Origin of the sequence: Photorhabdus kayaii (assembly GCF_025384895.1) — a bacterium.
Classification (GTDB): domain Bacteria; phylum Pseudomonadota; class Gammaproteobacteria; order Enterobacterales; family Enterobacteriaceae; genus Photorhabdus; species Photorhabdus kayaii.
Map to the genome: position 1 here is coordinate 18751 of NZ_JAJAFZ010000017.1, position 25982 is coordinate 44732.

25 protein-coding genes and 4 tRNA genes are annotated in these 25982 nt (G+C 42.5%); 26 read left to right on the forward strand and 3 right to left on the reverse strand.

The features are described 5' to 3' along the window. The first annotated feature begins 233 nt into the window (after positions 1–233). The 20 genes from sucA to LGZ98_RS08810 all read left to right on the forward strand — a co-directional run bounded on the left by sucA (position 234) and on the right by LGZ98_RS08810 (position 16890). Entirely contained in the window at positions 234–3041 is a 2808-nt protein-coding gene (gene sucA / locus LGZ98_RS08715) for a 2-oxoglutarate dehydrogenase E1 component (RefSeq protein WP_228902538.1), read from the forward strand. 14 nt (positions 3042–3055) lie between these two features. Then, positions 3056–4273 carry a 2-oxoglutarate dehydrogenase complex dihydrolipoyllysine-residue succinyltransferase gene (odhB, locus tag LGZ98_RS08720; RefSeq protein ID WP_113043784.1) on the forward strand — a complete coding sequence of 406 codons (1218 nt, stop codon included), beginning with the start codon at positions 3056–3058 and terminating at the stop codon, positions 4271–4273. 289 nt (positions 4274–4562) lie between these two features. After that, a complete protein-coding gene (gene sucC / locus LGZ98_RS08725; protein ID WP_113043785.1) occupies positions 4563–5729 on the forward strand; it encodes an ADP-forming succinate--CoA ligase subunit beta in 1167 nt (388 codons plus the stop codon). Positions 5730–5732: 3 nt separating this feature from the next. After that, positions 5733–6608: a succinate--CoA ligase subunit alpha gene (sucD, locus tag LGZ98_RS08730; protein ID WP_113043786.1), complete on the forward strand. Its 876-nt coding sequence runs from the start codon at positions 5733–5735 to the stop codon at positions 6606–6608. A gap of 875 nt (positions 6609–7483) precedes the next feature. Further along, positions 7484–9052, forward strand: coding sequence for a cytochrome ubiquinol oxidase subunit I (gene cydA, locus LGZ98_RS08735; protein WP_113043787.1), 1569 nt, complete (start codon positions 7484–7486; stop codon positions 9050–9052). A 14-nt stretch (positions 9053–9066) separates the two neighbouring features. Next, on the forward strand, positions 9067–10206 hold the full coding sequence (gene cydB, locus LGZ98_RS08740) for a cytochrome d ubiquinol oxidase subunit II (RefSeq protein WP_262977981.1): 1140 nt from the start codon (positions 9067–9069) through the stop codon (positions 10204–10206). Positions 10207–10218: 12 nt separating this feature from the next. After that, entirely contained in the window at positions 10219–10341 is a 123-nt protein-coding gene (gene cydX / locus LGZ98_RS08745) for a cytochrome bd-I oxidase subunit CydX (protein ID WP_228902772.1), read from the forward strand. Next, entirely contained in the window at positions 10335–10625 is a 291-nt protein-coding gene (ybgE, locus tag LGZ98_RS08750; protein ID WP_262977982.1) for a cyd operon protein YbgE, read from the forward strand. The genes cydX and ybgE overlap by 7 nt, the downstream gene beginning before the upstream one ends. 115 nt (positions 10626–10740) lie before the next feature. Further along, entirely contained in the window at positions 10741–11145 is a 405-nt protein-coding gene (gene ybgC / locus LGZ98_RS08755; protein WP_228902773.1) for a tol-pal system-associated acyl-CoA thioesterase, read from the forward strand. Next, on the forward strand, positions 11142–11837 hold the full coding sequence (tolQ, locus tag LGZ98_RS08760; protein WP_262977983.1) for a Tol-Pal system protein TolQ: 696 nt from the start codon (positions 11142–11144) through the stop codon (positions 11835–11837). Before ybgC ends, tolQ begins: the two co-directional genes overlap by 4 nt. A 13-nt stretch (positions 11838–11850) precedes the next feature. Beyond that, a complete protein-coding gene (tolR, locus tag LGZ98_RS08765; RefSeq protein ID WP_228902775.1) occupies positions 11851–12276 on the forward strand; it encodes a colicin uptake protein TolR in 426 nt (141 codons plus the stop codon). Positions 12277–12321: 45 nt separating this feature from the next. Further along, positions 12322–13398, forward strand: coding sequence for a cell envelope integrity protein TolA (tolA, locus tag LGZ98_RS08770; protein WP_228902776.1), 1077 nt, complete (start codon positions 12322–12324; stop codon positions 13396–13398). Between the two features lie 48 nt (positions 13399–13446). Then, positions 13447–13647 carry a hypothetical protein gene (locus LGZ98_RS08775; protein WP_262977984.1) on the forward strand — a complete coding sequence of 67 codons (201 nt, stop codon included), beginning with the start codon at positions 13447–13449 and terminating at the stop codon, positions 13645–13647. A 14-nt stretch (positions 13648–13661) separates the two neighbouring features. Beyond that, positions 13662–14954 (forward strand): Tol-Pal system beta propeller repeat protein TolB, encoded by a 1293-nt coding sequence (tolB, locus tag LGZ98_RS08780; protein WP_228902778.1) that lies wholly within the window; start codon positions 13662–13664, stop codon positions 14952–14954. 42 nt (positions 14955–14996) lie between these two features. After that, positions 14997–15497, forward strand: coding sequence for a peptidoglycan-associated lipoprotein Pal (gene pal, locus LGZ98_RS08785; RefSeq protein WP_112876179.1), 501 nt, complete (start codon positions 14997–14999; stop codon positions 15495–15497). Positions 15498–15506: 9 nt separating this feature from the next. Next, positions 15507–16274 (forward strand): cell division protein CpoB, encoded by a 768-nt coding sequence (gene cpoB / locus LGZ98_RS08790; protein WP_113043792.1) that lies wholly within the window; start codon positions 15507–15509, stop codon positions 16272–16274. A 147-nt stretch (positions 16275–16421) separates the two neighbouring features. Further along, positions 16422–16497, forward strand: a tRNA-Lys gene (locus tag LGZ98_RS08795). 34 nt (positions 16498–16531) lie between these two features. Further along, positions 16532–16607 (forward strand) — tRNA-Lys (locus LGZ98_RS08800). A 34-nt stretch (positions 16608–16641) separates the two neighbouring features. Further along, a tRNA-Lys gene (locus LGZ98_RS08805) sits at positions 16642–16781 on the forward strand. Positions 16782–16820: 39 nt separating this feature from the next. Continuing rightward, positions 16821–16890: transfer RNA gene (locus LGZ98_RS08810), tRNA-Lys, on the forward strand. Positions 16891–17090: 200 nt separating this feature from the next. Here the strand turns inward: LGZ98_RS08810 and LGZ98_RS08815 are convergent. After that, positions 17091–17942 (reverse strand): aminoglycoside 6-adenylyltransferase, encoded by an 852-nt coding sequence (locus LGZ98_RS08815; protein ID WP_262977985.1) that lies wholly within the window; start codon positions 17940–17942, stop codon positions 17091–17093. Positions 17943–18354: 412 nt separating this feature from the next. On the opposite strand from LGZ98_RS08815, the gene LGZ98_RS08820 reads away from it, so the two are divergent. Together LGZ98_RS08820 and LGZ98_RS08825 are read left to right on the forward strand one after the other, a co-directional pair. Further along, positions 18355–18531 (forward strand): hypothetical protein, encoded by a 177-nt coding sequence (locus LGZ98_RS08820; RefSeq protein WP_158536606.1) that lies wholly within the window; start codon positions 18355–18357, stop codon positions 18529–18531. A gap of 199 nt (positions 18532–18730) precedes the next feature. Further along, a complete protein-coding gene (locus tag LGZ98_RS08825) occupies positions 18731–19687 on the forward strand; it encodes a phage tail protein (RefSeq protein WP_113043794.1) in 957 nt (318 codons plus the stop codon). 387 nt (positions 19688–20074) lie between these two features. Here the strand turns inward: LGZ98_RS08825 and LGZ98_RS08830 are convergent, their stop codons facing one another. Both LGZ98_RS08830 and LGZ98_RS08835 read right to left on the reverse strand, forming a co-directional pair. Beyond that, positions 20075–20482 (reverse strand): type II toxin-antitoxin system HicB family antitoxin, encoded by a 408-nt coding sequence (locus LGZ98_RS08830; protein WP_113043795.1) that lies wholly within the window; start codon positions 20480–20482, stop codon positions 20075–20077. Between the two features lie 63 nt (positions 20483–20545). Continuing rightward, complete coding sequence (locus tag LGZ98_RS08835) at positions 20546–20734, reverse strand: type II toxin-antitoxin system HicA family toxin (protein WP_046397782.1); 189 nt, start codon at positions 20732–20734, stop codon at positions 20546–20548. Between the two features lie 745 nt (positions 20735–21479). On the opposite strand from LGZ98_RS08835, the gene LGZ98_RS08840 reads away from it, so the two are divergent. The 4 genes from LGZ98_RS08840 (at position 21480) to LGZ98_RS08855 (ending at position 24866) form a co-directional block, all read left to right on the forward strand. Continuing rightward, complete coding sequence (locus LGZ98_RS08840; RefSeq protein ID WP_113043796.1) at positions 21480–22376, forward strand: tail fiber protein; 897 nt, start codon at positions 21480–21482, stop codon at positions 22374–22376. A gap of 432 nt (positions 22377–22808) precedes the next feature. Beyond that, a complete protein-coding gene (locus tag LGZ98_RS08845; RefSeq protein ID WP_011145764.1) occupies positions 22809–23165 on the forward strand; it encodes a tlde1 domain-containing protein in 357 nt (118 codons plus the stop codon). Beyond that, a complete protein-coding gene (locus LGZ98_RS08850; RefSeq protein WP_011145765.1) occupies positions 23162–23545 on the forward strand; it encodes a hypothetical protein in 384 nt (127 codons plus the stop codon). Before LGZ98_RS08845 ends, LGZ98_RS08850 begins: the two co-directional genes overlap by 4 nt. 406 nt (positions 23546–23951) lie before the next feature. Beyond that, complete coding sequence (locus LGZ98_RS08855; protein WP_113043797.1) at positions 23952–24866, forward strand: tail fiber protein; 915 nt, start codon at positions 23952–23954, stop codon at positions 24864–24866. Positions 24867–25982 lie beyond the last annotated feature (1116 nt).

A 25982-nucleotide genomic window follows, 5' to 3' on the forward strand; every position in this document is an offset into this window, starting at 1 on the left:
GGGCACAAAGAATTGAAGAGCAATGAGTTGCCAACTGCTAATGATGACAAAAGCTTGAAGTGAGGAACCTTTAAAAACAGCCTAACCGTTTTTAAAGGTTCCTTGAAGGGTTCTGAAACCCAAAAGAGAACATGCATAAAGCACGTCCAAATGAACCTTTTATCGATACCGTATTTAAACGGTAATAGTTAACCACGGCGAAAACTAAAGCTTTTAAAGCTTAAGGGATCACAATGCAGAACGGCGCAATGAAGGACTGGCTGGATTCAAGCTTCCTGGCTGGTTCAAACCAGTCTTACGTAGAGCAGATCTATGAAGACTATATAACCGATCCAAACTCCGTTGATGCAAGTTGGAGAGAGATTTTCCAACAATTGCCGAATGCGGGACTCAGCGGTGAACAACTCCACTCGCAGACGCGTGATTACTTTCGTCGTCTTGCGAAAGATACTACGCGTTATCATTCCTCTGTCAGCGATCCAGCAATGGATGCAAAACAAGTTAAAGTTTTGCAGCTCATCAATGCATTCCGCTTCCGCGGTCATCAAAATGCGAGCCTTGACCCGTTGGGATTATGGAAACAGGATAGTGTTCCTGATTTAGATCCTGCTTTCCATAATCTGACGGAAGCTGATTTTGCAGAGACATTTAACGTAGGTTCTTTTGCTATCGGCAAAGAGACGATGAAATTGGCTGATTTGTATGAAGCACTGAAACGCACTTATTGCGGTTCTATTGGTGCTGAATACATGCACATCACCAATACGGAAGAAAAACGTTGGATTCAGCAGCGTCTGGAATCTGTTACTGTTAATTCTCAGTTTAGCGTAGAGGAAAAGCTGCGTTTTCTGGCGGAACTGACGGCAGCCGAAGGTTTGGAGCGTTATCTGGGAGCTAAGTTTCCGGGAGCGAAACGTTTCTCTCTTGAAGGTGGTGATGCGCTTATCCCGATGTTGAAGGATCTTATCCGTCATGCGGGTAAACATGACACACGAGAAGTCGTACTAGGAATGGCTCACCGTGGTCGCCTCAACGTCTTGGTTAATATCTTAGGTAAAAAACCGGCTGATTTGTTTGATGAGTTTGCGGGTAAGCATAAAGAGCACCTTGGTACTGGTGACGTGAAGTATCATCAGGGTTTCTCGTCTGATTTTGCAACCGAGGGAGCTAAGGTTCATTTGGCATTAGCATTTAACCCATCTCACCTTGAGATTGTCAGCCCTGTGGTTATTGGTTCAGTACGCGCCCGCCGTGACCGTCTGGATGAAGGCCGCAGTAATATGGTATTGCCAATCACTATCCACGGTGATGCTGCTGTTACCGGCCAGGGAGTGGTGCAGGAAACCCTGAACATGTCTCAAGCTCGTGGTTATGAAGTGGGTGGTACAATTCGTATCATCATCAATAACCAGATCGGTTTCACAACGTCTAACCCGAAAGATGCCCGTTCAACACAATACTGTACTGATATTATCAAAATGGTACAGGCGCCGATTTTCCACGTTAATGCAGATGATCCAGAAGCGGTGGCGTTTGTTACCCGTTTGGCGCTGGATTTCCGTAATACCTTCAAATGCGATGTGATGATCGATCTGGTCTGCTATCGCCGTCATGGTCATAACGAAGCTGATGAGCCAAGTGCCACTCAGCCAATGATGTATCAGAAAATTAAGAAGCACCCAACGCCACGTAAAATCTATGGTGACAAGCTGGTGGCGGAAAAGCTGATATCAGTCGATGATGTGACTGAGATGGTTAACCTGTATCGTGATGCGCTCGACCGTGGTGATTGTGTCGTTGATGAATGGCGCTCAATGGGGCTGCACTCATTTACTTGGGAACCTTATCTTAATCACGAATGGGATGAAGAGTACCTGCATAAAGTTGATGTTAAGCGTTTGCAAGATCTGGGCAGACGCATCAGTTCTGTCCCGGAAGAAGTGACAATGCACTCCCGTGTAGCGAAAATTTATAACGACCGTGCAGAGATGGCGAACGGCGATAAATTGTTCGATTGGGGCGCCGCAGAAACATTGGCCTATGCCACTTTGGTGGATGAAGGGGTTCCGGTACGTTTGTCTGGTGAAGATGCCGGCCGTGGTACTTTCTTCCATCGTCATGCAGTTATCCATAATCAGGCTAACGGTTCTGTTTATGTTCCTCTGGCGAACGTTCATAACGGTCAGGGAGCATTCAATGTTTGGGATTCTGTTCTGTCTGAAGAGGCGGTGTTGGCGTTTGAGTATGGTTATGCAACAACAGAACCTCGTGCTCTGACAATCTGGGAAGCTCAATTTGGTGATTTTGCCAACGGTGCACAGGTTGTTATTGACCAATTCATCAGCTCCGGTGAGCAGAAATGGGGCCGTATGTGCGGTCTGGTGATGTTGTTGCCGCATGGTTATGAAGGGCAGGGGCCTGAACACTCATCAGCACGTTTGGAGCGTTATCTTCAACTATGCGCAGAACAGAACATGCAGGTTTGTGTGCCATCAACGCCAGCTCAGGTCTACCACATGCTTCGCCGTCAGGCTTTGCGCGGTATGCGTCGTCCGTTGATCGTTATGTCGCCAAAATCGCTGTTGCGTCATCCATTAGCCGTTTCCAGCCTGGATGAACTGGCTAATGGTAAATTCCAGACGGTTATTGGTGAAATTGATGAGTTTGATCCGAAAGGTGTTAAACGGGTTGTACTCTGCTCAGGTAAAGTCTACTACGACCTGTTAGAGCAACGCCGTAAAAATGAACAAACTGATGTCGCTATTGTGCGTATTGAGCAACTATATCCGTTCCCTCATCAGGATGTTCAGTCAACACTGGAACAGTATGCACATGTACATGATTTTGTCTGGTGCCAGGAAGAGCCATTAAATCAGGGGGCCTGGTATTGTAGTCAGCACAACTTCCGTGAAGTGATCCCGTTCGGGGCTTCTTTACGTTATGCAGGTCGTCCTGCGTCTGCTTCCCCGGCAGTTGGATATATGTCAGTTCACCAGCAACAACAACAAGAGCTGGTTAATGACGCACTGAACGTTGAATAAATAAAGGATATAAAATGAGTAGCGTAGATATTCTGGTTCCGGATCTGCCTGAGTCTGTTGCTGATGCCACTGTGGCGGTCTGGCACAAAAAAGAGGGTGACCGTGTTGAACGTGATGAAGTGCTGGTTGAAATCGAAACAGATAAAGTTGTGCTGGAAGTGCCTGCCAGTGAAGCGGGTGTTTTAGAAGCTATTTTGGAAGTGAAAGATGCCACTGTTCTATCCCGTCAGCTTCTTGGTCGTATCCGTCTGGGCGATAGCACTGGTAAGCCGACAGAAATAAAAGAAAAAACAGAAGCAACTTTGGCGAAACGCCAGACTGCCGGTTTAGAAGAAGAGAGCAATGATGCGCTCAGCCCGGCGGTCCGCCGTTTGATTGCAGAGCATGATCTTGATGCTAAAGCGATTAAAGGCAGTGGTGTTGGTGGACGTATCGTCCGTGAAGACGTGGAAAAACATATGGCTGATAACGAAAAAGCGGGTAATAAATCAGCAGAAATCTCTGCTTCTGCCCAGGATTCTTTGTTGCCGCACCGCAGCGAAAAACGTGTTCCAATGACTCGCCTGCGTAAACGTGTGGCTGAACGTCTGCTGGAAGCGAAAAACAACACGGCGATGTTGACAACATTTAACGAAGTTAACATGAAGCCAATTCAGGAAATGCGTAAGCAGTACGGCGAAGCGTTTGAAAAACGCCACGGTGTGCGTCTGGGCTTTATGTCTTTCTATGTGAAAGCCGTGGTTGAAGCACTGAAACGCTATCCAGAAGTGAATGCTTCTATTGATGGTACTGATGTGGTTTACCACAACTATTTCGATATCAGTATTGCGGTATCGACACCGCGTGGTCTGGTAACGCCGGTACTGCGTGATGCGGATGCATTGAGCATGGCTGAACTCGAAAAACGTATTAAAGAGCTGGCTATCAAAGGCCGCGACGGCAAATTGACCGTTGAAGAGCTGACCGGCGGTAATTTCACGATTACCAATGGTGGTGTATTTGGCTCTTTAATGTCCACGCCGATCATTAACCCGCCACAGAGCGCGATTCTTGGTATGCATGCCATTAAAGATCGTCCGATGGCGGTGAATGGTCAGGTGGAGATCCTTCCAATGATGTACCTGGCACTGTCTTATGACCACCGTCTGATTGATGGACGTGAGTCTGTAGGCTTCCTGGTGACCATCAAAGAAATGCTGGAAGATCCTGCACGTTTGCTGCTGGACGTATAGCAACATAATCAGGGCAGATACGCGCTAATATTTGCCCAGTCTGAAGTAAACAAATGTATATACCCTATGGATTTCAAGATGGATTGCGATGGCAAGGGAGCGAATCCCCGGGAGCATAGCGAACTATGTGACCGGGGTGAGCGAGTGAGGCCAACAAAGAGTCAACTTGAAAGATAACGGGTATTATGTACAGCCAGTCTTTGGACTGGCTATATCCAGAGCAACAAAAAATCAGAGAGCAACTTACCAATTTTTTGCTTTTCTTAGACTTAATTATGGATAGAACATCATGAATTTACACGAGTATCAGGCAAAACAGCTTTTTGCACGGTATGGTTTACCCGCTCCGGCTGGTTATGCCTGCACGACACCGCGTGAAGCAGAAGAAGCTGCATCTAAAATCGGTTCTGGCCCTTGGGTGGTGAAGTGCCAGGTTCATGCTGGCGGTCGCGGTAAAGCGGGCGGCGTGAAAGTGGTTAACAGTAAAGAAGAAATTCGCGCTTTCGCAGAGCAGTGGCTAGGAAAACGTTTGGTCACTTACCAAACAGATGCGCAAGGGCAGCCTGTTCGTCAGATTTTAGTGGAAGCGGCAACCGATATTGCGAAGGAGCTGTATCTTGGTGCTGTGGTTGATCGTGGTACACGTCGTGTAGTGTTCATGGCTTCTACTGAAGGTGGTGTTGAAATTGAAAAAGTTGCGGAAGAGACCCCGGAACTGATTCATAAAGCGATTATCGACCCGTTAATTGGCCCTATGTCTTATCAGGGGCGTGAACTGGCATTTAAATTGGGTTTAACCGGTAAGCAAGTCAGCCAGTTCACTAAAATTTTCTTAGGATTGGCAAATCTGTTCCTGGAGCGCGATCTGGCTCTGGTTGAAATTAATCCGCTGGTTATCACGACTCAGGGTGATCTGATTTGTCTGGATGGTAAATTGGGCGCTGATGGTAACGCACTGTTCCGTCAGGCTGAGTTGCGTGAAATGCATGATCCATCTCAGGAAGATCCTCGTGAAGCTCAGGCGGCACAGTGGGAGCTGAACTATGTTGCGCTGGATGGCAATATTGGTTGCATGGTAAACGGAGCAGGCTTGGCAATGGGGACGATGGATATCGTGAAATTGCATGGTGGTGCGCCAGCGAACTTCCTTGATGTCGGTGGTGGTGCAACCAAAGAGCGTGTTACAGAAGCGTTTAAAATCATCCTGTCAGATGAAAATGTGAAAGCGGTATTGGTTAATATCTTTGGTGGTATTGTTCGTTGTGACCTGATTGCTGACGGTATTATTGGTGCGGTGGAAGAAGTCGGGGTTCACGTACCGGTTGTTGTTCGTTTGGAAGGGAACAATGCTGATCTGGGCGCGAAAAAACTGGCTGACAGTGGTTTAAATATCATTGCCGCAACCAGCTTGACAGATGCAGCTAAGCAAGCAGTAGCAGCAGTGGGGGCAAAATAAATAATGTCTATTTTAATTGATAAAAACACCAAAGTTATCTGTCAGGGTTTCACTGGCAGCCAAGGTACTTTCCATTCAGAACAAGCGATTGCTTATGGTACCCAAATGGTTGGTGGAGTAACGCCGGGTAAAGGTGGTACTGAACATCTAGGGTTACCTGTTTTCAATACCGTTCGTGAAGCGGTAGACGCAACAGGGGCAACGGCTTCTGTTATCTATGTTCCTGCGCCATTCTGTAAAGATTCTATTCTGGAAGCGATCGACGCTGGTATTAAACTGATCATCACGATTACTGAAGGTATCCCAACGCTGGATATGCTGGCGGTTAAAGTGAAATTGGATGAAGCAGGTGTGCGTATGATCGGCCCTAACTGTCCGGGAGTCATTACGCCAGATGAATGTAAGATCGGTATTATGCCGGGACACATTCATCGAGCAGGTAAAGTTGGCATTGTTTCCCGCTCAGGAACATTGACTTATGAAGCGGTAAAACAGACGACGGATGCCGGTTTAGGACAATCTACTTGTGTTGGTATCGGTGGTGACCCAATTCCAGGTTCTAACTTCATCGATATTCTGAAATTGTTCCAGGAAGATCCGCAAACAGAAGCCATAGTAATGATTGGTGAAATTGGTGGAACAGCGGAAGAAGAAGCGGCGGCTTATATTAAAGAGCATGTCACTAAGCCGGTTGTTGCCTATATTGCCGGTGTGACTGCGCCGAAAGGTAAGCGAATGGGGCATGCCGGTGCCATTATTGCAGGTGGTAAAGGAACGGCGGACGAAAAATTTGCTGCTCTGGAAGCGGCTGGCGTGAAGACGGTCCGCAGTCTGGCAGACATCGGTGATGCAGTGAAGGATTTACTCGCTGGCAAGTAAGCGTTGATAAGAGATGCTTATCTATGAGGCCACTGTGAAGTGGCCTTTTTATTTGTATAGGCAGTATTCACCGCGATTAAATTCATTAACTGCCATTCCAATAGGGCTATTTTATTTGCCCTCCTTTACCAAAAGAGCGAACCTGGGCAGTGTTTTGAACGCGCTTTAGTGCGGCTCGCACTTTGTTATTCTCCAATTAAATTAAACTGAATTTCATTAATGCTCTTTATCAAAATTAAATTTAATAAAAACGAAGTTAATAATAATATTTTCTTAAGAATCAAAATAAGAAGTTAATTTTAAAAGCCATTTCACAGCAATATAGAAATCAATATTTATCTAAATGAACAAATAATTAACAATATATCAACCAAAATGAAATAATAGACAAGGTAATTAACACTAACCAGAAAAAGATGACTAAAATCAATTTATTACTATAGCATTATTGCTTTAATTTGCTTAAATTGACTCTAATCAAATTAGTTCCTATTAAACAGAGGTTGCAATTCTTGACCTATAGTCTAATTAGTTTTTAATTTACTGAGTACTGAGTACTGAGTACTGAGTACTGAGTACTGAGTACTGAGTACTGAGTACTGAGTACTGAGTACTGAGTACTGAGTTGTTATACCCAATAGATTTCAAGATGCATCGCGACGGCAAGGGAGCGAATCCCCGGGAGCATAGAGAACTATGTGACCGGGGTGAGTGAGTGCAGCCAACAAAGAGGCAACTTGAAAGATAACGGTATATTTTAAAGGCATTTATTGCTGGTAGTTACGAGGCTTCCACATGAGTACTTTGAGAAAAGTGCTTATATGAAGTCAGGTTGCCGCAAGTCGGTGTCTTCCTGCTAGGAGCAAGGAGTCAAGATGTTTGATATTGTCGAACTGTCACGATTACAGTTTGCCTTAACTGCAATGTATCACTTTCTATTCGTTCCACTAACGCTCGGTATGGCGTTTTTGCTGGCGATCATGGAAACGGTATATGTGCTTTCCGGTAAACAAATTTATAAAGATATGACAAAATTCTGGGGCAAGTTATTTGGTATTAACTTTGCTCTGGGGGTTGCAACAGGGTTGACTATGGAGTTCCAGTTTGGGACTAACTGGTCATACTTTTCTCACTACGTTGGTGACATTTTCGGTGCGCCTCTAGCGATTGAAGGCTTGATGGCGTTCTTCCTGGAGTCTACATTCGTAGGTCTGTTCTTCTTCGGTTGGGATCGTCTCAGCAAGACACAACATCTGGCGGTAACTTGGTTGGTCGCATTAGGATCTAACTTCTCTGCACTTTGGATTCTGGTTGCTAACGGTTGGATGCAAAACCCAATTGCTTCTGATTTCAACTTTGAAACCATGCGCATGGAGATGGTAAGTTTTGCTGAACTGGTACTGAACCCGGTTGCTCAAGTGAAATTTGTGCATACCGTTGCCGCAGGTTATGTGACAGGGGCGATCTTCGTTCTCGGTATCAGCTCTTACTATCTGCTTAAAGGCCGTGATATTCCATTTGCTAAGCGTTCATTTGCGATTGCTTCAAGTTTTGGTATCGCCGCTGTGCTATCCGTTATTGTACTGGGTGATGAATCTGGTTACGAAATGGGCGACGTACAAAAAACTAAGCTGGCCGCCATTGAAGCTGAATGGGAAACCCAGCCACCGCCGGCTGCTTTTACACTGATAGGTATCCCGGATCAGGATAAAATGGAAAACAAATATGCCATTCAGATCCCTTATCTTATGGGGCTAATTGCTACCCGTTCTGTTGATACTCCGGTCATTGGTCTGCGCGATCTGATGGACCAGCATGAGCAGCGTATTCGTAATGGTATAAAGGCTTATCATCTGTTGGAAGAATTACGTGCAGGTAACACAGACCCAACTGTTCGTACAGCATTCAATGAAAATAAACAAGATCTGGGTTATGGCATGTTGCTGAAACGTTATACCAGCAAAGTGACTGATGCCAGTGAAGAACAGATCAAAGCAGCCGCAAAAGATTCTATTCCTCGGGTTGCACCGCTCTATTTTGCATTCCGTATCATGGTTGCAGCAGGTTTCCTGATGTTACTGTTGATCGGTCTGGCGTTTTGGAGCGTTATCCGTGGCCGCATTGGTAAACAAAAGTGGTTGCTACGCGCAGCACTGTACAGTATTCCATTGCCGTGGATTGCCATCGAATCAGGCTGGTTTGTGGCGGAATATGGTCGTCAACCGTGGGCAATTGGTGAAGTTCTGCCAACTGCGGTGGCGAGTTCCAATTTAGCAGCCGGCGATATCTTGTTCTCTATGGCGCTGATTTGTGGCCTTTATACCTTATTCCTGATTGCGGAAATGTTTCTGATGTTCAAATTTGCTCGCCTTGGCCCAAGTAGCCTAAAAACGGGGCGTTACCATTTTGAACAGAAAACAACTTCAGCACCTGAAGCTCAGTAAACAGGAGTCCACTTATGTTTGATTATGAAGTACTACGATTTATATGGTGGCTACTGATTGGTGTATTGCTAATCGGTTTCGCGGTAACTGATGGTTTTGATATGGGAGTCGGTATCCTGTTACGTATCATCGGCAAAAACGATATTGAGCGTCGCATCATGATTAACTCAGTGGCACCGCATTGGGATGGTAATCAGGTTTGGCTGATTACCGCCGGTGGAGCGCTGTTCGCCGCATGGCCGATGGTCTATGCTGCGGCGTTCTCTGGCTTCTATGTTGCTATGATCCTGGTGTTATCTGCGTTGTTCTTCCGTCCGGTTGGTTTTGATTACCGCTCCAAATTGGAAAACCGCAAGTGGCGTAACATGTGGGATTGGGGAATATTTGTCGGTAGCTTTGTTCCACCATTAGTTATCGGTGTGGCATTCGGTAATCTATTACAGGGGGTGCCGTTTAACGTCGATTCCCAACTCCGTCTGTTCTATACCGGCTCCTTCTTTGGATTGCTCAACCCGTACGGCTTATTGGCGGGAATTATCAGCTTGATGATGATTGTGACTCAGGGGGCAACTTATCTGCAAATGCGTACTACGGGTGAGCTGCGCCTGCGTTCTCGTGCGGCAACTTATCTCTGTGCGCTGGTGACAATGGTGGCTTTCCTGTTGGCAGGTGTATGGCTGATTTATGGTATTGATGGTTATATTGTGACTGGCGGCTTGGATACGGTGGCTCAGTCTAATCCATTACATAAAGAAGTCGCTCATCAGGCGGGTGCTTGGTTGACCAACTTTAACAACTATCCGTGGTTGTGGGTACTACCGGCATTGGGTGTGGCTTCGCCTTTGCTGACGATGCTGATGACGCGTATGAATAAAGCTGGATGGGCATTCCTGTTCTCTTCACTGACAATTGCTGGCATCATTCTGGCCTGCGGTGTAACGATGTTCCCATTTGTGATGCCTTCAATCACTGATCCTAATGTCAGCCTGACGATGTGGGATGCTACTTCAAGCTTGATGACACTGCGTGTCATGTTTGTAGTTGCATTGATTTTTGTCCCAATCGTTCTTGGATATACCATTTGGTGTTACTACAAAATGTTCGGGCGTTTGGATAAAAGTTTTATTGAAGATAACAAACATTCACTGTATTAAGGAACATAAAGCATGTGGTATTTTGCTTGGATTCTCGGAACGCTCTTGGCTTGTAGTTTCGCTATAATCGCTGCCTTAGCTCTTGAGCATAATGAAGAAGAAAAAGCCGCTAAAGATGGCGAGAAGTCGTGTTGATAGATAAATACTATTGGCTAATGGATAAAGCCCCTGTTCGGGGCCTTATCCTTATTGTGGCATTAACGTTTGCTGCTTGTATATTTTGGGACCCAGCTCGTTTTGCGGCTAACACCAGTTCATTACAGATATGGCAAGGTATTTTGCTAATATGGTCTGTATGTACAGGTGTGACTTTCGGGGTAGGTTTTCAGCCAAGAAATATCGTCTGGCGTATCTTTTTTTCTCCTTTGCCAGCATTCTTGATTTTGATTTGGGGTTTGTGTCATTTCTTTATGAGTTAATTCTGTATGTTATGCGGCTTCTAATAACCCATAAATTTTTTATTTGCACATTATTCCAAAGCCGTATTGTCTTGAGTATAGTGGCAGCGTTAATTCGCCTTATGTAGGATTGAAAGTGAGTAATACGTTGTTCCGGTGGCCCATTCGTATTTATTACGAAGATACAGATGTGAGTGGGATAGTTTATAATGGCCGTTATGTCGTCTTTTATGAAAGAGCCCGTACTGAGATGTTACGTCAGCATGGAGTTCATCAACAGCGTCTACTTGATGAACAAATTGCATTTGTTGTTCGGCGTATGGTGGTTGATTACCGAGCCCCGGCCCGGCTTGATGATATGTTGGAGGTGCAGAGCGAAATTACGGATATTCGTAGAGCGTCTTTGACATTTATTCAACACATTGTTGATGGTAATGGAACAATTCTTAACAGCGCAGAGGTTTTAATCGCCTGCGTGAATACATCTCAAATGAAGCCGATTGCGCTTCCAAAGTCTATTGTCGCGGAGTTTAAGCAGTGACTGACATGAACATTCTAGATTTATTCTTGAAAGCGGGCCTTTTGGTGCAGCTGATCATGCTTATTTTGATCTGCTTTTCCGTTGCTTCATGGGCGATCATTATTCAAAGGACCAAAATTCTCAATGCAGCAACTCGTGAAGCGGAAGCGTTTGAAGACAAATTCTGGTCGGGTATTGAATTATCACGCTTATATAAGGAAAGTCAGTCGCGTCGAGATTCTTTAGGTGGAACAGAACAAATTTTTTATTCTGGGTTCAAAGAATTTGCCCGTCTGCACCATGCAAATAATCATGCTCCAGAAGCGGTAGTAACAGGGGCTTCGCGTGCAATGCGTATCTCAATGAATCGTGAATTGGAATCGCTGGAAAGCCATATTCCGTTCTTGGGGACAGTTGGCTCAATTAGTCCATACATTGGTCTATTTGGTACAGTTTGGGGCATCATGCATGCATTTATCGCGTTAGGTGCGGTAAAACAGGCCACTCTCCAGATGGTGGCGCCGGGTATTGCAGAAGCGTTGATTGCAACGGCGATTGGTCTGTTTGCGGCGATTCCGGCAGTTATGGCATACAACCGCTTGAATCAACGTGTTAATAAGCTGGAGCAAAATTACGATAACTTTATGGAAGAGTTCCTGGCTATTTTGCATCGTCAGGCTTTCGCTGCTGAAAATCAAGCAGAGAACAAATAGTAAGGGGGAGGCTATGGCACGCACTCGTAGTCGCAAGCGTGAGCTGAAATCCGAAATCAATATCGTTCCCTTACTGGACGTATTGCTGGTTCTGTTGCTTATCTTTATGGCAACAGCGCCGATTATCACTCAAAGCGTAGAAGTTGATCTGCCGGATGCGGTAGATTCTAAAACGGTTTCTAACTCTGATAATCCACCGGTAATCGTGGAGGTTTCTGGTGTTGGTCAGTACACCATGATAGTTAACCATGAACGATTGGAATTATTGCCTGAGCCGCAGATTATTGCGGAAGCGCAGGCACGAATAAAAGAGAATCCAAAAACCGTTTTCTTGATCGGTGGTTCGAAAGAAGTGCCTTACGATGAGATTATTAAGGCACTCAACATGCTGCATCAGGCAGGTGTGAAATCCGTTGGCTTAATGACTCAGGCTATCTGAGTTTGGCTGGCAGTTGCTGTTATTTGAAGATCTTGGATATCGAGCGTGGGAAAGACAAACGGGCAAAACAATAAATTAAATCGCGCTGTTATCGTTTCGGTTGTGTTGCATATTATTTTGATTGGGTTACTTATTTGGGGTTCCCTGACACGAAAAACTGAAATGGGTGGCGGTGGTCAGGATGGTTCTGTTATTGATGCTGTTATGGTCGATCCGAATGCGGTAGTACAACAGTACAATCAACAGCAACAACAACAGGCTGATGCTAAGCGTGTAGAGCAGTTACGAAAGAAGAAAGCGGAGCAGCAAGCAGCCGAATTAAGGGAAAAACAGGCTGAAGAGCAGGAGCGTTTAAAAGCGGTAGAAGAAGAGCGAATTAAGGCGCAACAGGCAGCGGAAGAACAGAAAAAGCAAGCTGTAGAAGCCGCAAACAAAGCCCGTGAAGAGCAAAAACAGGCAGAAGAAGCTGCGGCAAAGGCTAAGGCTGAAAAAGAAAAACTGATTAAAGAGCAGGCTGAGGCACAGAAGAAAGCCGAAGCTGAAGCTAAAAAAGAAGCTGAAGCCGCTGCTGCTAAACAAAAAGCTGTGGAAGAAGCGAAAGCCAAAGCAGAAGCTGAGGCTAAAGCTAAAGCAGAAGCCAAGGCTGAAGCGGATGCTAAAGCCAAAGCTGAGGCAGATGCAAAGGCTAAAGCCAAGGCCGAAGCTGACGCCAAGAAAAAAGCCGCTGAGCAAGCCACTAAACAGGCAAGTGAAGTTGATGACTTACTGGGTGGTTTAACTTCCAATGCACCGAAACAGCAAGGAGGGGCTTCTGCCGCCGGTAAAGGTGGCGGTAAGAAAAGTGGCGCTTCAAATGCTGACATTAATAACTATCTGGGGCAGATCCAGATAGCGATACAGAATAAGTTTTACGATCCAAGCATGTATCGTGGGCGTACCTGTGCATTACGGATTAAACTTGCTCCTGATGGCTTGTTAATTGATGTAAAGTCAGAGGGGGGAGACCAGGCGTTGTGCCAAGCGGCGGTAGCGGCGGCTAAACAAGCGAAAATTCCGAAACCGCCAAGCAAGGAGGTTTATGAAGCGTTTAAAAACGCGCCGCTTGATTTCAAACCTCAATAAAGTTGTTATTTAGAAGTTATTAATATTAATAACAAACAAAACCATTCAATGTTATTAAGCTATACCTTATGGATTTCAAGATGCATCGAGACGGCAAGGGTGCGAATCCCCGGGAGCATAGGTAACGATGTGACCGGGGTGAGCGAGTGCAGCCAACAAAGAGGCAACTTGAAAGATAACGGGTATATCTGGTTTTGTTTGTTGACGTTTGTTAATATTCTGCGAATTATTGCGACTATTCCATCGTGATAAGGGAGAGATTAATGAGGCAGGCTTTTAAAGTAGTACTAGGCATTTTAATGTTGTGGGCCACGGTTGCTTACGCAGAAGTTCGTATCGAGATCACCCAAGGTGTCGATTCTGCACGTCCTATTGGCGTTGTACCCTTTAAATGGACTGGAGCGGGTAATGCACCGGAAGAGATTGGGGCGATTGTTGGCGCTGATCTTCGCAACAGCGGTAAATTTAACCCTATTGATATCAGCCGTATGCCACAGCAACCAACGACGGCATCTGAGGTAACACCTGCTGCGTGGTCTGCGTTGGGGATTGACGCTGTTGTTGTTGGGCAGATTCAACCAAGCGCAGATGGTGGTTTTTTGATCTCTTATCAGTTGGTTGATACTTCGAGTGCTCCGGGCACAGTACTTGCTCAGGATCAGTTTAAAGTGACCAAACAATGGTTGCGTTATGCTGCGCATACAGCCAGTGATCAAGTATTTGAAAAACTGACGGGCATCAAAGGCGCATTCCGTACTCGTCTGGCTTACATTGTAAAGACTAATGGCGGTAAATATCCGTATGAACTGCGTGTATCTGATTACGATGGTTACAACCAGTTCACTGTTCACCGTTCGCCAGAACCGTTGATGTCGCCGGCATGGTCTCCTGATGGCGCCAAACTGGCTTATGTGACATTTGAAAGTGGCCGTTCTGCCTTGGTTATCCAGACCTTGGCGAGTGGTGAGGTACGTCAGGTTGCCTCTTTCCCGCGTCATAACGGTGCACCTGCATTTTCCCCTGATGGCAGTAAATTGGCGTTTGCTCTGTCTAAATCGGGTAGTTTGAATCTTTATGTGATGGATTTGAGTTCAGCTCAGATTCGTCAGGTTACAGATGGGCGCAGTAACAATACTGAGCCAAGTTGGATGCCGGATAACCAGACTTTGGTTTATACCTCTGATCAGGGTGGTCGTCCACAGTTATATAAAACCGATATTAATGGCGGTGCTCCGCAACGCCTCACTTGGGAAGGCACACAAAACCAGGATGCTGATGTAAGCGCAGATGGCAATTTTGTGGTGATGGTCAGCTCAGAGAGTGGTAAGCAGCACATAGCTAAACAAGATCTGGCAACGGGAGCCGTTCAAATTTTGACGGATACGTTCCTGGATGAAACGCCGAGTATCGCACCTAACGGCACTATGGTGATTTATAGCTCCAGCCAAGGGTTGGGGACTGTATTGCAGCTAGTTTCGACTGACGGGCGTTTCAAAGCGCGTCTTCCGGCAACCGATGGACAGGTAAAATTTCCTGCCTGGTCGCCGTATCTGTGATGCATAATAATATGTATGGCAAATTTTAAAAGGATCAAAGAGATGCAACTGAACAAAGTGCTAAAAGGGCTGATGTTAGCTTTACCAGTTATGGCCGTAGCAGCGTGTAGTTCTAACAAGAATGCTGATAACGATCAGACTGGTGTAGGCACTGTTAACGAAACTAATGCGGGTCTGTCAGCAGAGGAATTAGCTCGTCAGCAAATGCAAGAGCTACAAAACAACAACATCGTATATTTCGGTTTTGACAAATACGACATCAACTCAGATTTTACTCAGCTGCTAGACGCTCACGCGGCATTCCTGCGCAACAACCCATCTTACAAAGTTGTTGTAGAAGGTCATGCTGACGAACGTGGTACTCCTGAGTACAACATCGCATTAGGTGAACGCCGTGCTAATGCAGTGAAAATGTACCTGCAAGGCAAAGGTGTTTCCGGTGAGCAAATCTCTATCGTCTCTTACGGTAAAGAAAAACCTGCTGTGCTGGGCCACGACGAAGCAGCTTACGCTAAAAACCGTCGCGCAGTACTGGCATATTAAGAGTAGTTCATGAACAGTAACTTCAGACATCATTTTTTGGGTCTGTCGTTATTGGTTGGCGTAGCGGTTCCTTGGGCCGCTATTGCCCAAGCGCCAATCAGTAATGTCGGCTCGGGTTCTACCGATGAGCGCCTTACCCAACTAGAGCGTATTTCCAATGCTCACAGTCAGCTGTTAACTCAGCTCCAGCAGCAACTTGCTGATTCTCAACGTGATATTGACATGCTTCGGGGGCAGATTCAGGAGAATCAGTATCAGCTCAATCAGATTATAGAGCGGCAGAAGGATATTTATCAGCAACTGGAAGGAGCTACCAGTTCTGAGGGGAGTAAACCTACTGCAAATACAGCTTCTTCAACGGCAAATAATAGAGGCAATCAGGCATCATCATCTGTTGGCACGGGCAGTGAGAAGGGTGATTATGATGCTGCTGTTCATTTGGCGGTGAATACCAAAGAGTACGATAAAGCGATTGTAGCCTTTCAGAGTTTCGTGAAGAGTTACCCAAAATCGAGTTATATGCCTAATGCTAATTACTGGTTAGGGCAACTTCATTATAACAAGGGTAAGAAAGACGAAGCCGCTTATTACTTTGCTACGGTAGTAAAAGAGTATCCAAAGTCGCAGAAGAGTGGTGAATCGCTTTATAAGGTTGGTTTAATCATGCAGGACAAGGGGCAAAAGGATAAAGCGAGATCGGTTTATCAACAGGTCATGAAACAATATCCTGGTTCGAATGCAGCTAAACTGGCAGAGAAAAAGCTTTCTACGCTGTAATTATTGGCCCCGGAAGGGTGTAGTGATACATTTTCGGGGTTAATTGAGTGCTTAGTAGTCATTTAAACGTAATTTGAAAAAATAATCATTGCGTAGTGCGGAGAAATCAGTAATATATGCCGCCGTTGCCGAGAGAAGTCACAAGATGGGTCGTTAGCTCAGTCGGTAGAGCAGTTGACTTTTAATCAATTGGTCGCAGGTTCGAATCCTGCACGACCCACCATCTTAAAGCTTCATTCAAAACCAATTTCCCAGATGGGTCGTTAGCTCAGTCGGTAGAGCAGTTGACTTTTAATCAATTGGTCGCAGGTTCGAATCCTGCACGACCCACCATCTTAGAGTTTCATTCAAAACCAATTTCCCAGATGGATCGTTAGCTCAGTCGGTAGAGCAGTTGACTTTTAATCAATGGGTCGCAGGTTCGAGCCGAGCGAAGCGAGACAACAGCGCGTGAGCGCTGGCCCGAAGGGCGAGGCCGCAGGCCGAGTCATCCTGCACGACCCACCATCTTAAAGCTTCATTCAAAACCAATTCCCCTAGAGTAAGTCGTTAGCTCAGTTGGTAGAGCCGTTGACTTTTAATCAACGGGTCGCAGGTTCGAGCCGAGCGAAGCGAGACTGACTGACATTTCGACGAGTGGTACCGGGTCGCTGTGTTCCGTATTCTCTTTACCGTTCTGCTGAATAATTACTTCCTTGATCGTAACTGTATGAGAAGAGTCCTTTTGCATTTTCATTTTTTTCTAGTTTCCTCATTGAACTGTTTCGTTTGACTTTTGATTACACTCACAGGTTTTTTTGTGGTGTTCGAGATTATTTAACCATAACAAACTTGCATAATATGTTTCCTGACTTTACTGGGTAACTCACTATCGAACTCAAACCCCTTCATTTCTGCCACTTCAGCAGAAATCTCCGTATAAAGCTCTGTGGTTTCCAGCAATGCTCGTATCGCTTCTTCTTTGCCATAACTGCTAAAAATCCCTTGAATATGTTTGCTGAACTTCTCAGGCAGCCATTCATGCAAATGATGGCCGTTGTACCAGACATCCGTCTTTCCATCACTTTTTATCGAGACGTACCACTCCATCATTGCTAGCAATAAGTCTTTCATCTCATTATCCCTCATTCTTGCAGGCCATAAATCACCACGAGTGATATAAACAGGTACTTGTGTTGCCTCGAACCAGAACTCGCGCAGGTTTTCATTAAACTCTGTTGATGATGGAATATACGATTTAGTCAATTGGTGAGTAATTTCAGGAAGTCCGTTTGTAAGGCCCGTCTTATCAAGGAGGACCTTATAGCCGCGTTGATAAAGTTCATCCAAGCCTCTTTGTTTCATATCTTTCAGGCGCTTAACACTTGCCAGTGTGAAATCCACCTTACGACCGCCGTTAAAAACGACCAGACAAGTTGGCCAATCTGGTTCATCCTCTTTTTCATTAGCCAGATGCAATGCAACCATAACGTCACCCAACTGCTTAAACCATAAATCATTGCCTATTAATTCATCTGTTCCTGAACCAATCAGTTCTATATCTAGATCTGAGAATTTATCTACACGTGCATTTCTGGCACGGGAACCTGTTTGGATAACTGTATCAATACGGGGATCGTTATGGGCAAAAGTCAGGATTTTTTCCAGAAGGATTACTGGGTCTTCCATTATATGAAGTTCCTATTTAACTTTAGTAATGATTGATGAGTGAGCCTAATCTCATAAATTAGCAGGTAATGTAATAACTTATAACAGGTAAAATACTCCGCGACAAATTGTTATAAATTGGTTACTTTGTTTAGTATATAAAACAAAATTGTGTGGATTTTTTGATAAGTAGTCGGTTCCATGAGGCATTTTTTGCCTCGTCAAACTAAGCCTTTAGTGGTTGTTTTGCATCTGGGTGTTTTTCTCAGAACGTTTTCGATGATGCAATGGATATTATTTTCATCACAGTCACCTTAATCCCGTCATGGGACTGTGGCAAGTATTATATCGCTTAACTGCAGTTGTTTTATGGGTGAAATATATAACTGTAATATCACAAGCTATAGAGTAGGTATGGGATGAGGTGTGTATGATGGTATCTCAGCACTTGCATTTACCGACACGTTTTCAGAACTGGCAACTTAAGGGTATCGATAATAACAATGCGCGTGTTTTCTACAAAGATAGGGAATCCTATGATATTTCTGAACATTACCGCTTAGATATTCTTGTCCAAATGCCAGAATATTCAGTTTGTAATTTAAAATAGAAAAGTTACAGGATGAAATAAAAATAATTTCCAGATGTTAAATATAAATTTGGAAGGTATATTTTTGATTCAAAAATGTTGAACTACATTCTTTTTCTGAACTAGACTTTGATTAGTGTGAATTGCAAGGGAGACTATTTTTACAATAATTTAATATGTTGATTATAAAATAACATTGTTTAATTTAAGGAGAAAGTACATGAGTCACAAGAATGATTTTAAGGCTTTTTCTATTAGTAATAATGCGAATATAATTAGTCAAGAAATATATGAAGAAAGTAAGGATTTACTGACAGGGTTTCCACCAAATACTATTTCTATCGATTTATTAAATAAAGTTCTTCGCCAGTCATCAATTATATCATCTGTGGTAGCTGATTTTATCGCTACACAATCTAGCGATAATATTCTAGATGATGGTGATATAATTAAAATCACAGCCCAATTAAACAGAGCGTTAGAGCAAAAAATCACAGCAGAAGTGCCAAATGCCTCATTAACACAGAAAGGTGTTGTTCAGCTTACAGATGTAGTGGGCAATAGTGATACATTGGTTGTCACTCAAAAGCTAGCCCAGGAAATAATAGATTCATTGCGTGAAAATATTAATGACAGAGTGCCTAATAGCCGAAAGGTGAATGGGAAAACATTGTCTACTGACATTAGTCTAGAGGCTGGGGATATAGGTGCATATACCAAGGCAGAAGTTAATAATTTAATCAATGCAGTTAATAATATTCCTGTGGGTGTTCCTATTCCCTGGCCTACAGTTATACCACCAGCCGGGTGGCTGCAATGTAACGGAGCAGAGTTCGATAAAACAACTTACCCACAATTAGCGGCAGTGTATCCAACCGGAAAATTACCTGACCTGCGTGGAGAATTTATTCGTGGTTGGGATGATAGTCGAGGTGTTGATAGTGATCGTATTATTTTAAGCGCACAAACTGACAACACAAAAAGAATACAACTTTCTCAAGGGAACGAGAGAAGAAAATACCTTTCTAATTATCAAGGACCTGTAGATAGATACCAATATCCGCTCGGTAGGGATGTTACAGGCGACGCAACTGTTACATCAATTGCTAACAATACCGGCGGTTATGAAACCCGTCCCCGCAATGTTGCATTTAATTACATAGTGAGAGCAGCATAATAGCTGAACGGAAATACTCTTTGAAAACCAGCAATATAAGAAGCCACTTTATTTGAATGGAAAAAATATCGGGTATTACTGAGCAGAGTAAGATATTTTACAAGCTTCCGGTATTGAATGGCTGGATAAACTGAGGTAGTAACAAAGCCGGTTAGCCCGGCTTTATTTTTATCCTGAAAACTAAAAATGAAAAAAGGTAATGTATCCTATTTGTGCCATCATTGTGTGCCGTGAATGCGTCATAATTATGCCATTTGTCAGCTTTGTGAGTGATATTTTTTTCTTTTAAATCAAATGGCAATATATTGGGAGGTTGAATTTTAATCGATGAATCGCAAGTCCGATCCGGGTGAATTTTGCTTAGGGTAGTTTCCTACCCTAAATCTGTTAGTGGGGAGCTATTTCTTTTCTGGCTAACTCAGCTAGAAAAGCAGAGCGGTTTTTATAGTGTCCGTTTTTCTCAATGTAGCGATCTATAGCAGTTAATAGATTACCAGGCATAGTTAAATTGAACTTTATGGCCTTTGACTCATATTTCGCTGGATCTAACTCGATGAGGGCAATAACCCCTCCATCTTCAGACAAGCGAGGATCACCGATGTAATCAGATGAGTCTTTAGGGGTAGGGACATAGCCGCCGTGTTCGGTTAAAACTTCCATGTGCTGCGCGAATGCTTTTTTAGCATCCCGAATAGCATCTTCTAAGGTATTGCCAGCAAAGAAACAGCTTTCAACATCGGGGAAGTAACCGTCAAACCCATCTTCTGTTTTAAATATAAAGAGTGGATAAATCATAGTATTACCTCTTAATTTGATCATGAGCTTTGCAGAGAAAGGGCGGTATAATTGTGCCCGTTATCATAGTAATTTCAGCCCTGAAATATTTTGTGCCTGCCGGATAACACCTTTTGATGAGTCTTTTCTTGGGTGCGGTATTGTGATTATTTTTGCAACACCGGGTTTAGTTAGAGTGATGTGACTACCGTCTTGTCTGGCCTTAACCCATCCGTCAGCTATTAGGAGTTTTATTAGTTCTGCACTACCCATAAATCCTCCGTTTGGTTAATGTATGAGTATAATACCTATACATTAATTCCGTTATCAATATATTTGTAGGTGTTATGCCTACTTTTTATCGGTGTGAAACATGCTAACTGTAACAATTAGAGGCCGAAAAGGTGATAGCGGGCATCTACTTACACTAATTGAAGCTTCAAATATCATTCAGTCAATATCTAAATGAAGTGAACTAATGAAGAAAGTTTTATTTTTTATATAGATACATCAGCGGCACTATCAATGGTAATATTTATTGCATTGATAATTGGTTATCAGAAATATATAAAAGGAGGAAAGATGTGGCTAGTAAGTAACGTTGGTTAGTCCGTCTTTATCTCCTTAGATTTTGAGGTGTACCAGTTAGGATTACGATAGGTTAAGACCCACATATAAAGTCATTAGAGTAATTCATAAAAGAGGCACTCAGAATTAGATGCCTGTTGTCATTTTAAAAAGTTCAACCTTTCGGTTTAATTACCCCGTTCTCGTAGTTTTTTACGCGCTTATTCTTTTAATTGCTTGCGAAATTTTCTATCAGACGACAGGAGTAATAGAAAAATAATTTCCCGATGTTAAATATAAATTTTTGTAGTATATTTTTGTGCCAAAATGTTGAACCAAATTCTTTTTCTGGACTAGACTTTTATTAGTGTGAATTGCAAGGGAGACTATTTTTACAATAATTTAATATGTTGATTATAAAATAATATTATTTAATTTAAGGAGAAAGTACATGAGTCATAAGAATGATTTTAAAGCTTTTTCTATTAGTGATAATGCAAATGTGGTTAGTCAAGAAAAATATGAAGAAAACCAAAGTTTGCAGACTGGATTTCCATCGGGTAATGTTACCACTCACTTGTTAAATAAGGTATTACGTCAGTCATCAACCATATCATCTGTCGTCGCTGATTTTATCGCAACACAATCTGGCAATGATGTTCTGGATGATGGAAATGTAGCCAAACTCACCGATCAATTAAATAAAGCGATAGAACAAAAAATTACGACAGATATTCCCAGTGCCTCATTAACACAAAAAGGTGTGGTTCAGCTTACAAATGTGATTGGCAATAGCGACACGTTAGCGGTTACACAAAAGCTTGTTCAGGAAGTAATAAACTCATTACGTGAGTATACCCGTGAAGAGATAGATAACCGGATTAAAACAGTCGGTGAAGTTCCTGTTGGTTCCCCTATTCCGTGGCCGTTGCCTTATCCACCTGTCGGCTATCTCAATTGTAACGGTTCTGCTTTTAATAAATTACAGTACCCAAAGTTAGCAGAAGCTTATCCTGACGGTAGGCTACCTGATTTAAGAGGCGAATTTATTCGTGGTTGGGATGATGGACGCGGTGTGGACATGGGACGCACAATGCTGTCGTGGCAGGGGGATGCGATGCAGCGAATGACAGGTTTTTTAGAAGCTGGTAACGGCATTGGTTTGATGACGCGTCCACATGATTCCACATCCGGAGTTTTTCTAGAGGGTGACTTGAGAACAATATCTCATGTGACACAAAATGGAACATCGTACGCAGTTAGTTTCGATTCATCACGTGTCGCACGTACTGCAAATGAAACTCGCCCTCGTAACATTGCATTTAACTACGTTGTAAGGGCAGCATAATTCTAGTGGCCGGAGCAGATTGAAGTAAGAATAAAGCCGGTTAGCCCGGCTTTATTTTTTTATTCTGAAAACAGAAAAAGGGTAATGCGCCGTATTCTTGTGTAATGCCTAATGCCTAATGCCTAATGCCTAATGCCTAATGCCTAATGCCGAAAGCGATTTTGGATTATATCAACCAGCGTGCCTACATATGCCGTAGAACACGGAAGTGAAAATCTTTAATACCAGATATTCGTGTCCATATGTCAGAAGATTCAGTTTGGAACTGGAAGCAAAAAAAGTTACAGGAAAATATGGAGAATAAATCCAGTTATTTTAGTAATGTATGAGAACTATTCAGATATGTTATTGTCTAATTGATGAGCTATATGGGTTTTATTTAATTTGTAGAAATGAAACTTAGTATTAATAATTCAAGTAGAGGCATGCACTATGACGTGGATTTATCAACAATACAGTGGTGAAATTTATCACGATACGAAGCTAATTGGCCACGGTTGGAGTGGTCAGGGTATACATAAGAATAATCCTGCATCAGAAGGTATAAAAAACTTAGGTCCTATACCCAGAGGTTATTATAAAATAACCGGTGAAAATAGCTCAAAAGGCCCCATGACTATTATCCTTGACCCATGTAGTTATAATGATATGCATGGCCGTAGTGCTTTTAGAATTCACGGTGCTAGCAGAAAAGATCCTGAACATTCATCAGAAGGTTGTATAATTCTTAATAGAGATATACGACGTGAGATATTGCTCTCGCACGATATGGATTTGGTTGTCGAATGAAAAGACTAATATTGATATTAACTGCGATGCTTTTTACTGCTAACGCTGTGGCGGGAACAAGATCTGATGATTGTGCAGATATTAACGGTTGGAATGTTCAGCAAGTAATACAGAAAGCTGAACAAAAAGGTATTATTAAGTCTGATAATGTTGATATTTCAAAGAGTGCTAGCATTCTGTTAAATGAATTTCCTCTGAAACACAATGGTAGGATAATTACGTTAAATGATGGAGTGGAAGGGGAAAAACTCTCTACTGAGGTGATAAAGGTTTCTTTGTTTGATAAATCAAGAAACTCGACAGTAAATATTATTGCTGTCACCCTAGTATCAAACATCGAATGTTCGTTAACAGATCCTAGTGTTATAGTCATTCCATAAACCTATTCTATCAAGCAACGGAATAGATAAGGAAATAAAGCCGGGTAACCGGCTTTATTTTTTTATTCTGAAAACAGAAAAAGGGTAATGTGCCATATTTTTGCGGTAAAATTTCATAATAGCATCGATGGGGTTTCAATATGTACTCGCAACAAATGTACATATCTACACACCATCGAGATATTTTCTTAATTCCCATTTCTTGCAAAGCCGAAAGCGACTCCAAAATATTGAACTACTTATTGCTGCCAATGATACAAAAACGGTTAAGCTTATAAGTAATAAGAACACAGTGTTATTTTTTTTCTTGAACTAGACTTTGATTAGCCTGAATTACAGGGGATTATTTTTACAATAATTCAAGATGTTGATTATTAAATAACATTATTTAATTTAAGGAAAATATATGAGTCACAAGAATGATTTTAAGGCTTTTTCTATTAGTAGTAATGCAAATGTCATTAGTCAAGAAAAATATGAACAAAACTTGGGTTTGCAGGTGGGATTTTCTCCGGATAATGTTCCCACTCATTTGTTAAATAAGGTATTACGTCAGTCATCAACTATATCATCTGTCGTCGCTGATTTTATCGCGACACAATCTGGCAATGATATTCTGGATGATGGAAATGTAGCTAAACTTACCGCTCAATTAAATAAAGCGATAGCACAAAAAATTACAACAGATATGCCCAATGCTTCATTAACACAAAAAGGTGTTGTTCAGCTTACAAATGTGATTGGCAATAGTGATACATTGGCAGTGACGCAAAAGCTTGTTCAGCAAGAAATAAACTCATTACGTGAGCATACTTATACCCGCGAAGAGATAGATAACCGGATTAAAACAGTCAGTGAAATTCCTGTTGGTTCTCCTATTCCCTGGCCGTTACTCTATCCACCTTTCGGTTATTTTATTTGTAATGGCTCACCTTTTAATAAATCACAGTATCCGAAGTTGGCGGAGGCTTATCCTAGCGGTAGATTACCTGATTTAAGAGGAGAATTTATCCGCGGATGGGATGATAATCGTGGTGTTGATAGTGGTCGTGGGCTTTTGTCTTGGCAGGGAGATGCAATCAGAAATATTACAGGGTCAACTCAAGCTATACATGCTCAGATGGGCGGTGCTCCCCAGACGCCTATTGTGAATGGTGTCATGGCATCGTTGCGATATGGTACGGCAGATACACGTTCAGCAAATGGCGGCAGTAGTACTGATCTTACATATTTTGACATTGATGCATCAAGACAAGTCCCCACCGCTAACGAAAATAGACCCCGTAACGTGGCATTTAACTACATCGTAAAGGCGGCATAATTCTAGTGGCTGGAGCAGTTTGCAGTAAGAATAAAGCCGATTAGTCCGGCTTTATTTTAGGATTTTATTATTCATGTTTTTGTGATTGATGACTTGATTGGTTTATACCCGTCATCTTTCAAGTTGCCTCTTTGTTGGCTGCACTCGCTCACCCCGGTCACATAGTTATCTATGCTCCCGGGGATTCACTCCCTTGCCGTCGCGATGCATCTTGAAATCCATAGGGTATATACCGAATGAACTTCAAGATGCTTGAGCTGTCAGATATAAAAACATTTAAATTCAACAACATAATTGTTTTTCAAACATGCACTTTGAAGTATCTTGAGTATATAAAAAATTTATTCCTTGGTTGAAAACGTTATTAAAGCGGGTTCTTTTTGTAAAATGGATTATCTGATTAACTATTCATGATTTATCTATCTTTTTTTGGGAGATATAAGTATTAACAAAATCAATTTCTATTTCTCATTTTTCACTGATGGTTTTATGATGGATGGGTTTTAAACGATTGTTAAAAGTCATAGTTTTAACTCCTGGATTTAATTGGTATAAATTTTTAACAGTTTTTTTACCACTTTTTAAGTTTGCTTTTTATTACTTTTAATCATTATGGTATATCGTGTTTTATGTTTAAAAACATTAATCATACCTGCTTTTTATCTTTACTGACGCTGTTTTACTGGCAATCCTAAGTCGTTTTCATCAGTCGCTACCCTTTATGTTTTTTCGGATAATCAAGCTTTTTTCAGGACTTAAATCTTGCCGTATTAACCGTTTTCACCGCTTTTTTATTTTGCTATCTTTTATGGTTTACTTCATTAAATAACGGAGAGAAAACACTTAAATACCAGTCTATTCGGATAATGTTTTTGTGTTCTAATTTTTTTAACTCACTGTTAATGGTTAATGGGCTTCGACTGAATTTAATTAACTATCTTTCTAGAAAGCGCATTTATTATTAATTTGAATTCTCTGTTAAAAAGATGATAAACCGGTAAAACAATTTTCATGCCAAGAATTTTCTTACTTTTTAATTAAAAAATAATTTAATAAATGGCTTTAATAAAACAGCATATTATAAATATAATAATGTTTTCTGTTTAGCCATCATAG

Bases quoted from the DNA above. Each gene is read 5' to 3' on its own strand.
- tolR (WP_228902775.1), top strand. From the start codon at position 11,851: ATGGCACGCACTCGTAGTCGCAAGCGTGAGCTGAAATCCGAAATCAAT.
- LGZ98_RS08830 (WP_113043795.1), bottom strand. From the start codon at position 20,482: ATGATTTATCCACTCTTTATATTTAAAACAGAAGATGGGTTTGACGGT.
- odhB (WP_113043784.1), top strand. From the start codon at position 3,056: ATGAGTAGCGTAGATATTCTGGTTCCGGATCTGCCTGAGTCTGTTGCT.
- pal (WP_112876179.1), top strand. From the start codon at position 14,997: ATGCAACTGAACAAAGTGCTAAAAGGGCTGATGTTAGCTTTACCAGTT.
- LGZ98_RS08825 (WP_113043794.1), top strand. From the start codon at position 18,731: ATGAGTCACAAGAATGATTTTAAGGCTTTTTCTATTAGTAATAATGCG.
- sucC (WP_113043785.1), top strand. From the start codon at position 4,563: ATGAATTTACACGAGTATCAGGCAAAACAGCTTTTTGCACGGTATGGT.
- sucD (WP_113043786.1), top strand. From the start codon at position 5,733: ATGTCTATTTTAATTGATAAAAACACCAAAGTTATCTGTCAGGGTTTC.
- cpoB (WP_113043792.1), top strand. From the start codon at position 15,507: ATGAACAGTAACTTCAGACATCATTTTTTGGGTCTGTCGTTATTGGTT.
- LGZ98_RS08855 (WP_113043797.1), top strand. From the start codon at position 23,952: ATGAGTCACAAGAATGATTTTAAGGCTTTTTCTATTAGTAGTAATGCA.
- cydB (WP_262977981.1), top strand. From the start codon at position 9,067: ATGTTTGATTATGAAGTACTACGATTTATATGGTGGCTACTGATTGGT.
- cydA (WP_113043787.1), top strand. From the start codon at position 7,484: ATGTTTGATATTGTCGAACTGTCACGATTACAGTTTGCCTTAACTGCA.
- LGZ98_RS08775 (WP_262977984.1), top strand. From the start codon at position 13,447: ATGTTATTAAGCTATACCTTATGGATTTCAAGATGCATCGAGACGGCA.
- tolB (WP_228902778.1), top strand. From the start codon at position 13,662: ATGAGGCAGGCTTTTAAAGTAGTACTAGGCATTTTAATGTTGTGGGCC.
- LGZ98_RS08850 (WP_011145765.1), top strand. From the start codon at position 23,162: ATGAAAAGACTAATATTGATATTAACTGCGATGCTTTTTACTGCTAAC.
- LGZ98_RS08820 (WP_158536606.1), top strand. From the start codon at position 18,355: ATGGTATCTCAGCACTTGCATTTACCGACACGTTTTCAGAACTGGCAA.
- LGZ98_RS08845 (WP_011145764.1), top strand. From the start codon at position 22,809: ATGACGTGGATTTATCAACAATACAGTGGTGAAATTTATCACGATACG.
- cydX (WP_228902772.1), top strand. From the start codon at position 10,219: ATGTGGTATTTTGCTTGGATTCTCGGAACGCTCTTGGCTTGTAGTTTC.
- LGZ98_RS08835 (WP_046397782.1), bottom strand. From the start codon at position 20,734: ATGGGTAGTGCAGAACTAATAAAACTCCTAATAGCTGACGGATGGGTT.
- LGZ98_RS08815 (WP_262977985.1), bottom strand. From the start codon at position 17,942: ATGGAAGACCCAGTAATCCTTCTGGAAAAAATCCTGACTTTTGCCCAT.
- sucA (WP_228902538.1), top strand. From the start codon at position 234: ATGCAGAACGGCGCAATGAAGGACTGGCTGGATTCAAGCTTCCTGGCT.
- LGZ98_RS08840 (WP_113043796.1), top strand. From the start codon at position 21,480: ATGAGTCATAAGAATGATTTTAAAGCTTTTTCTATTAGTGATAATGCA.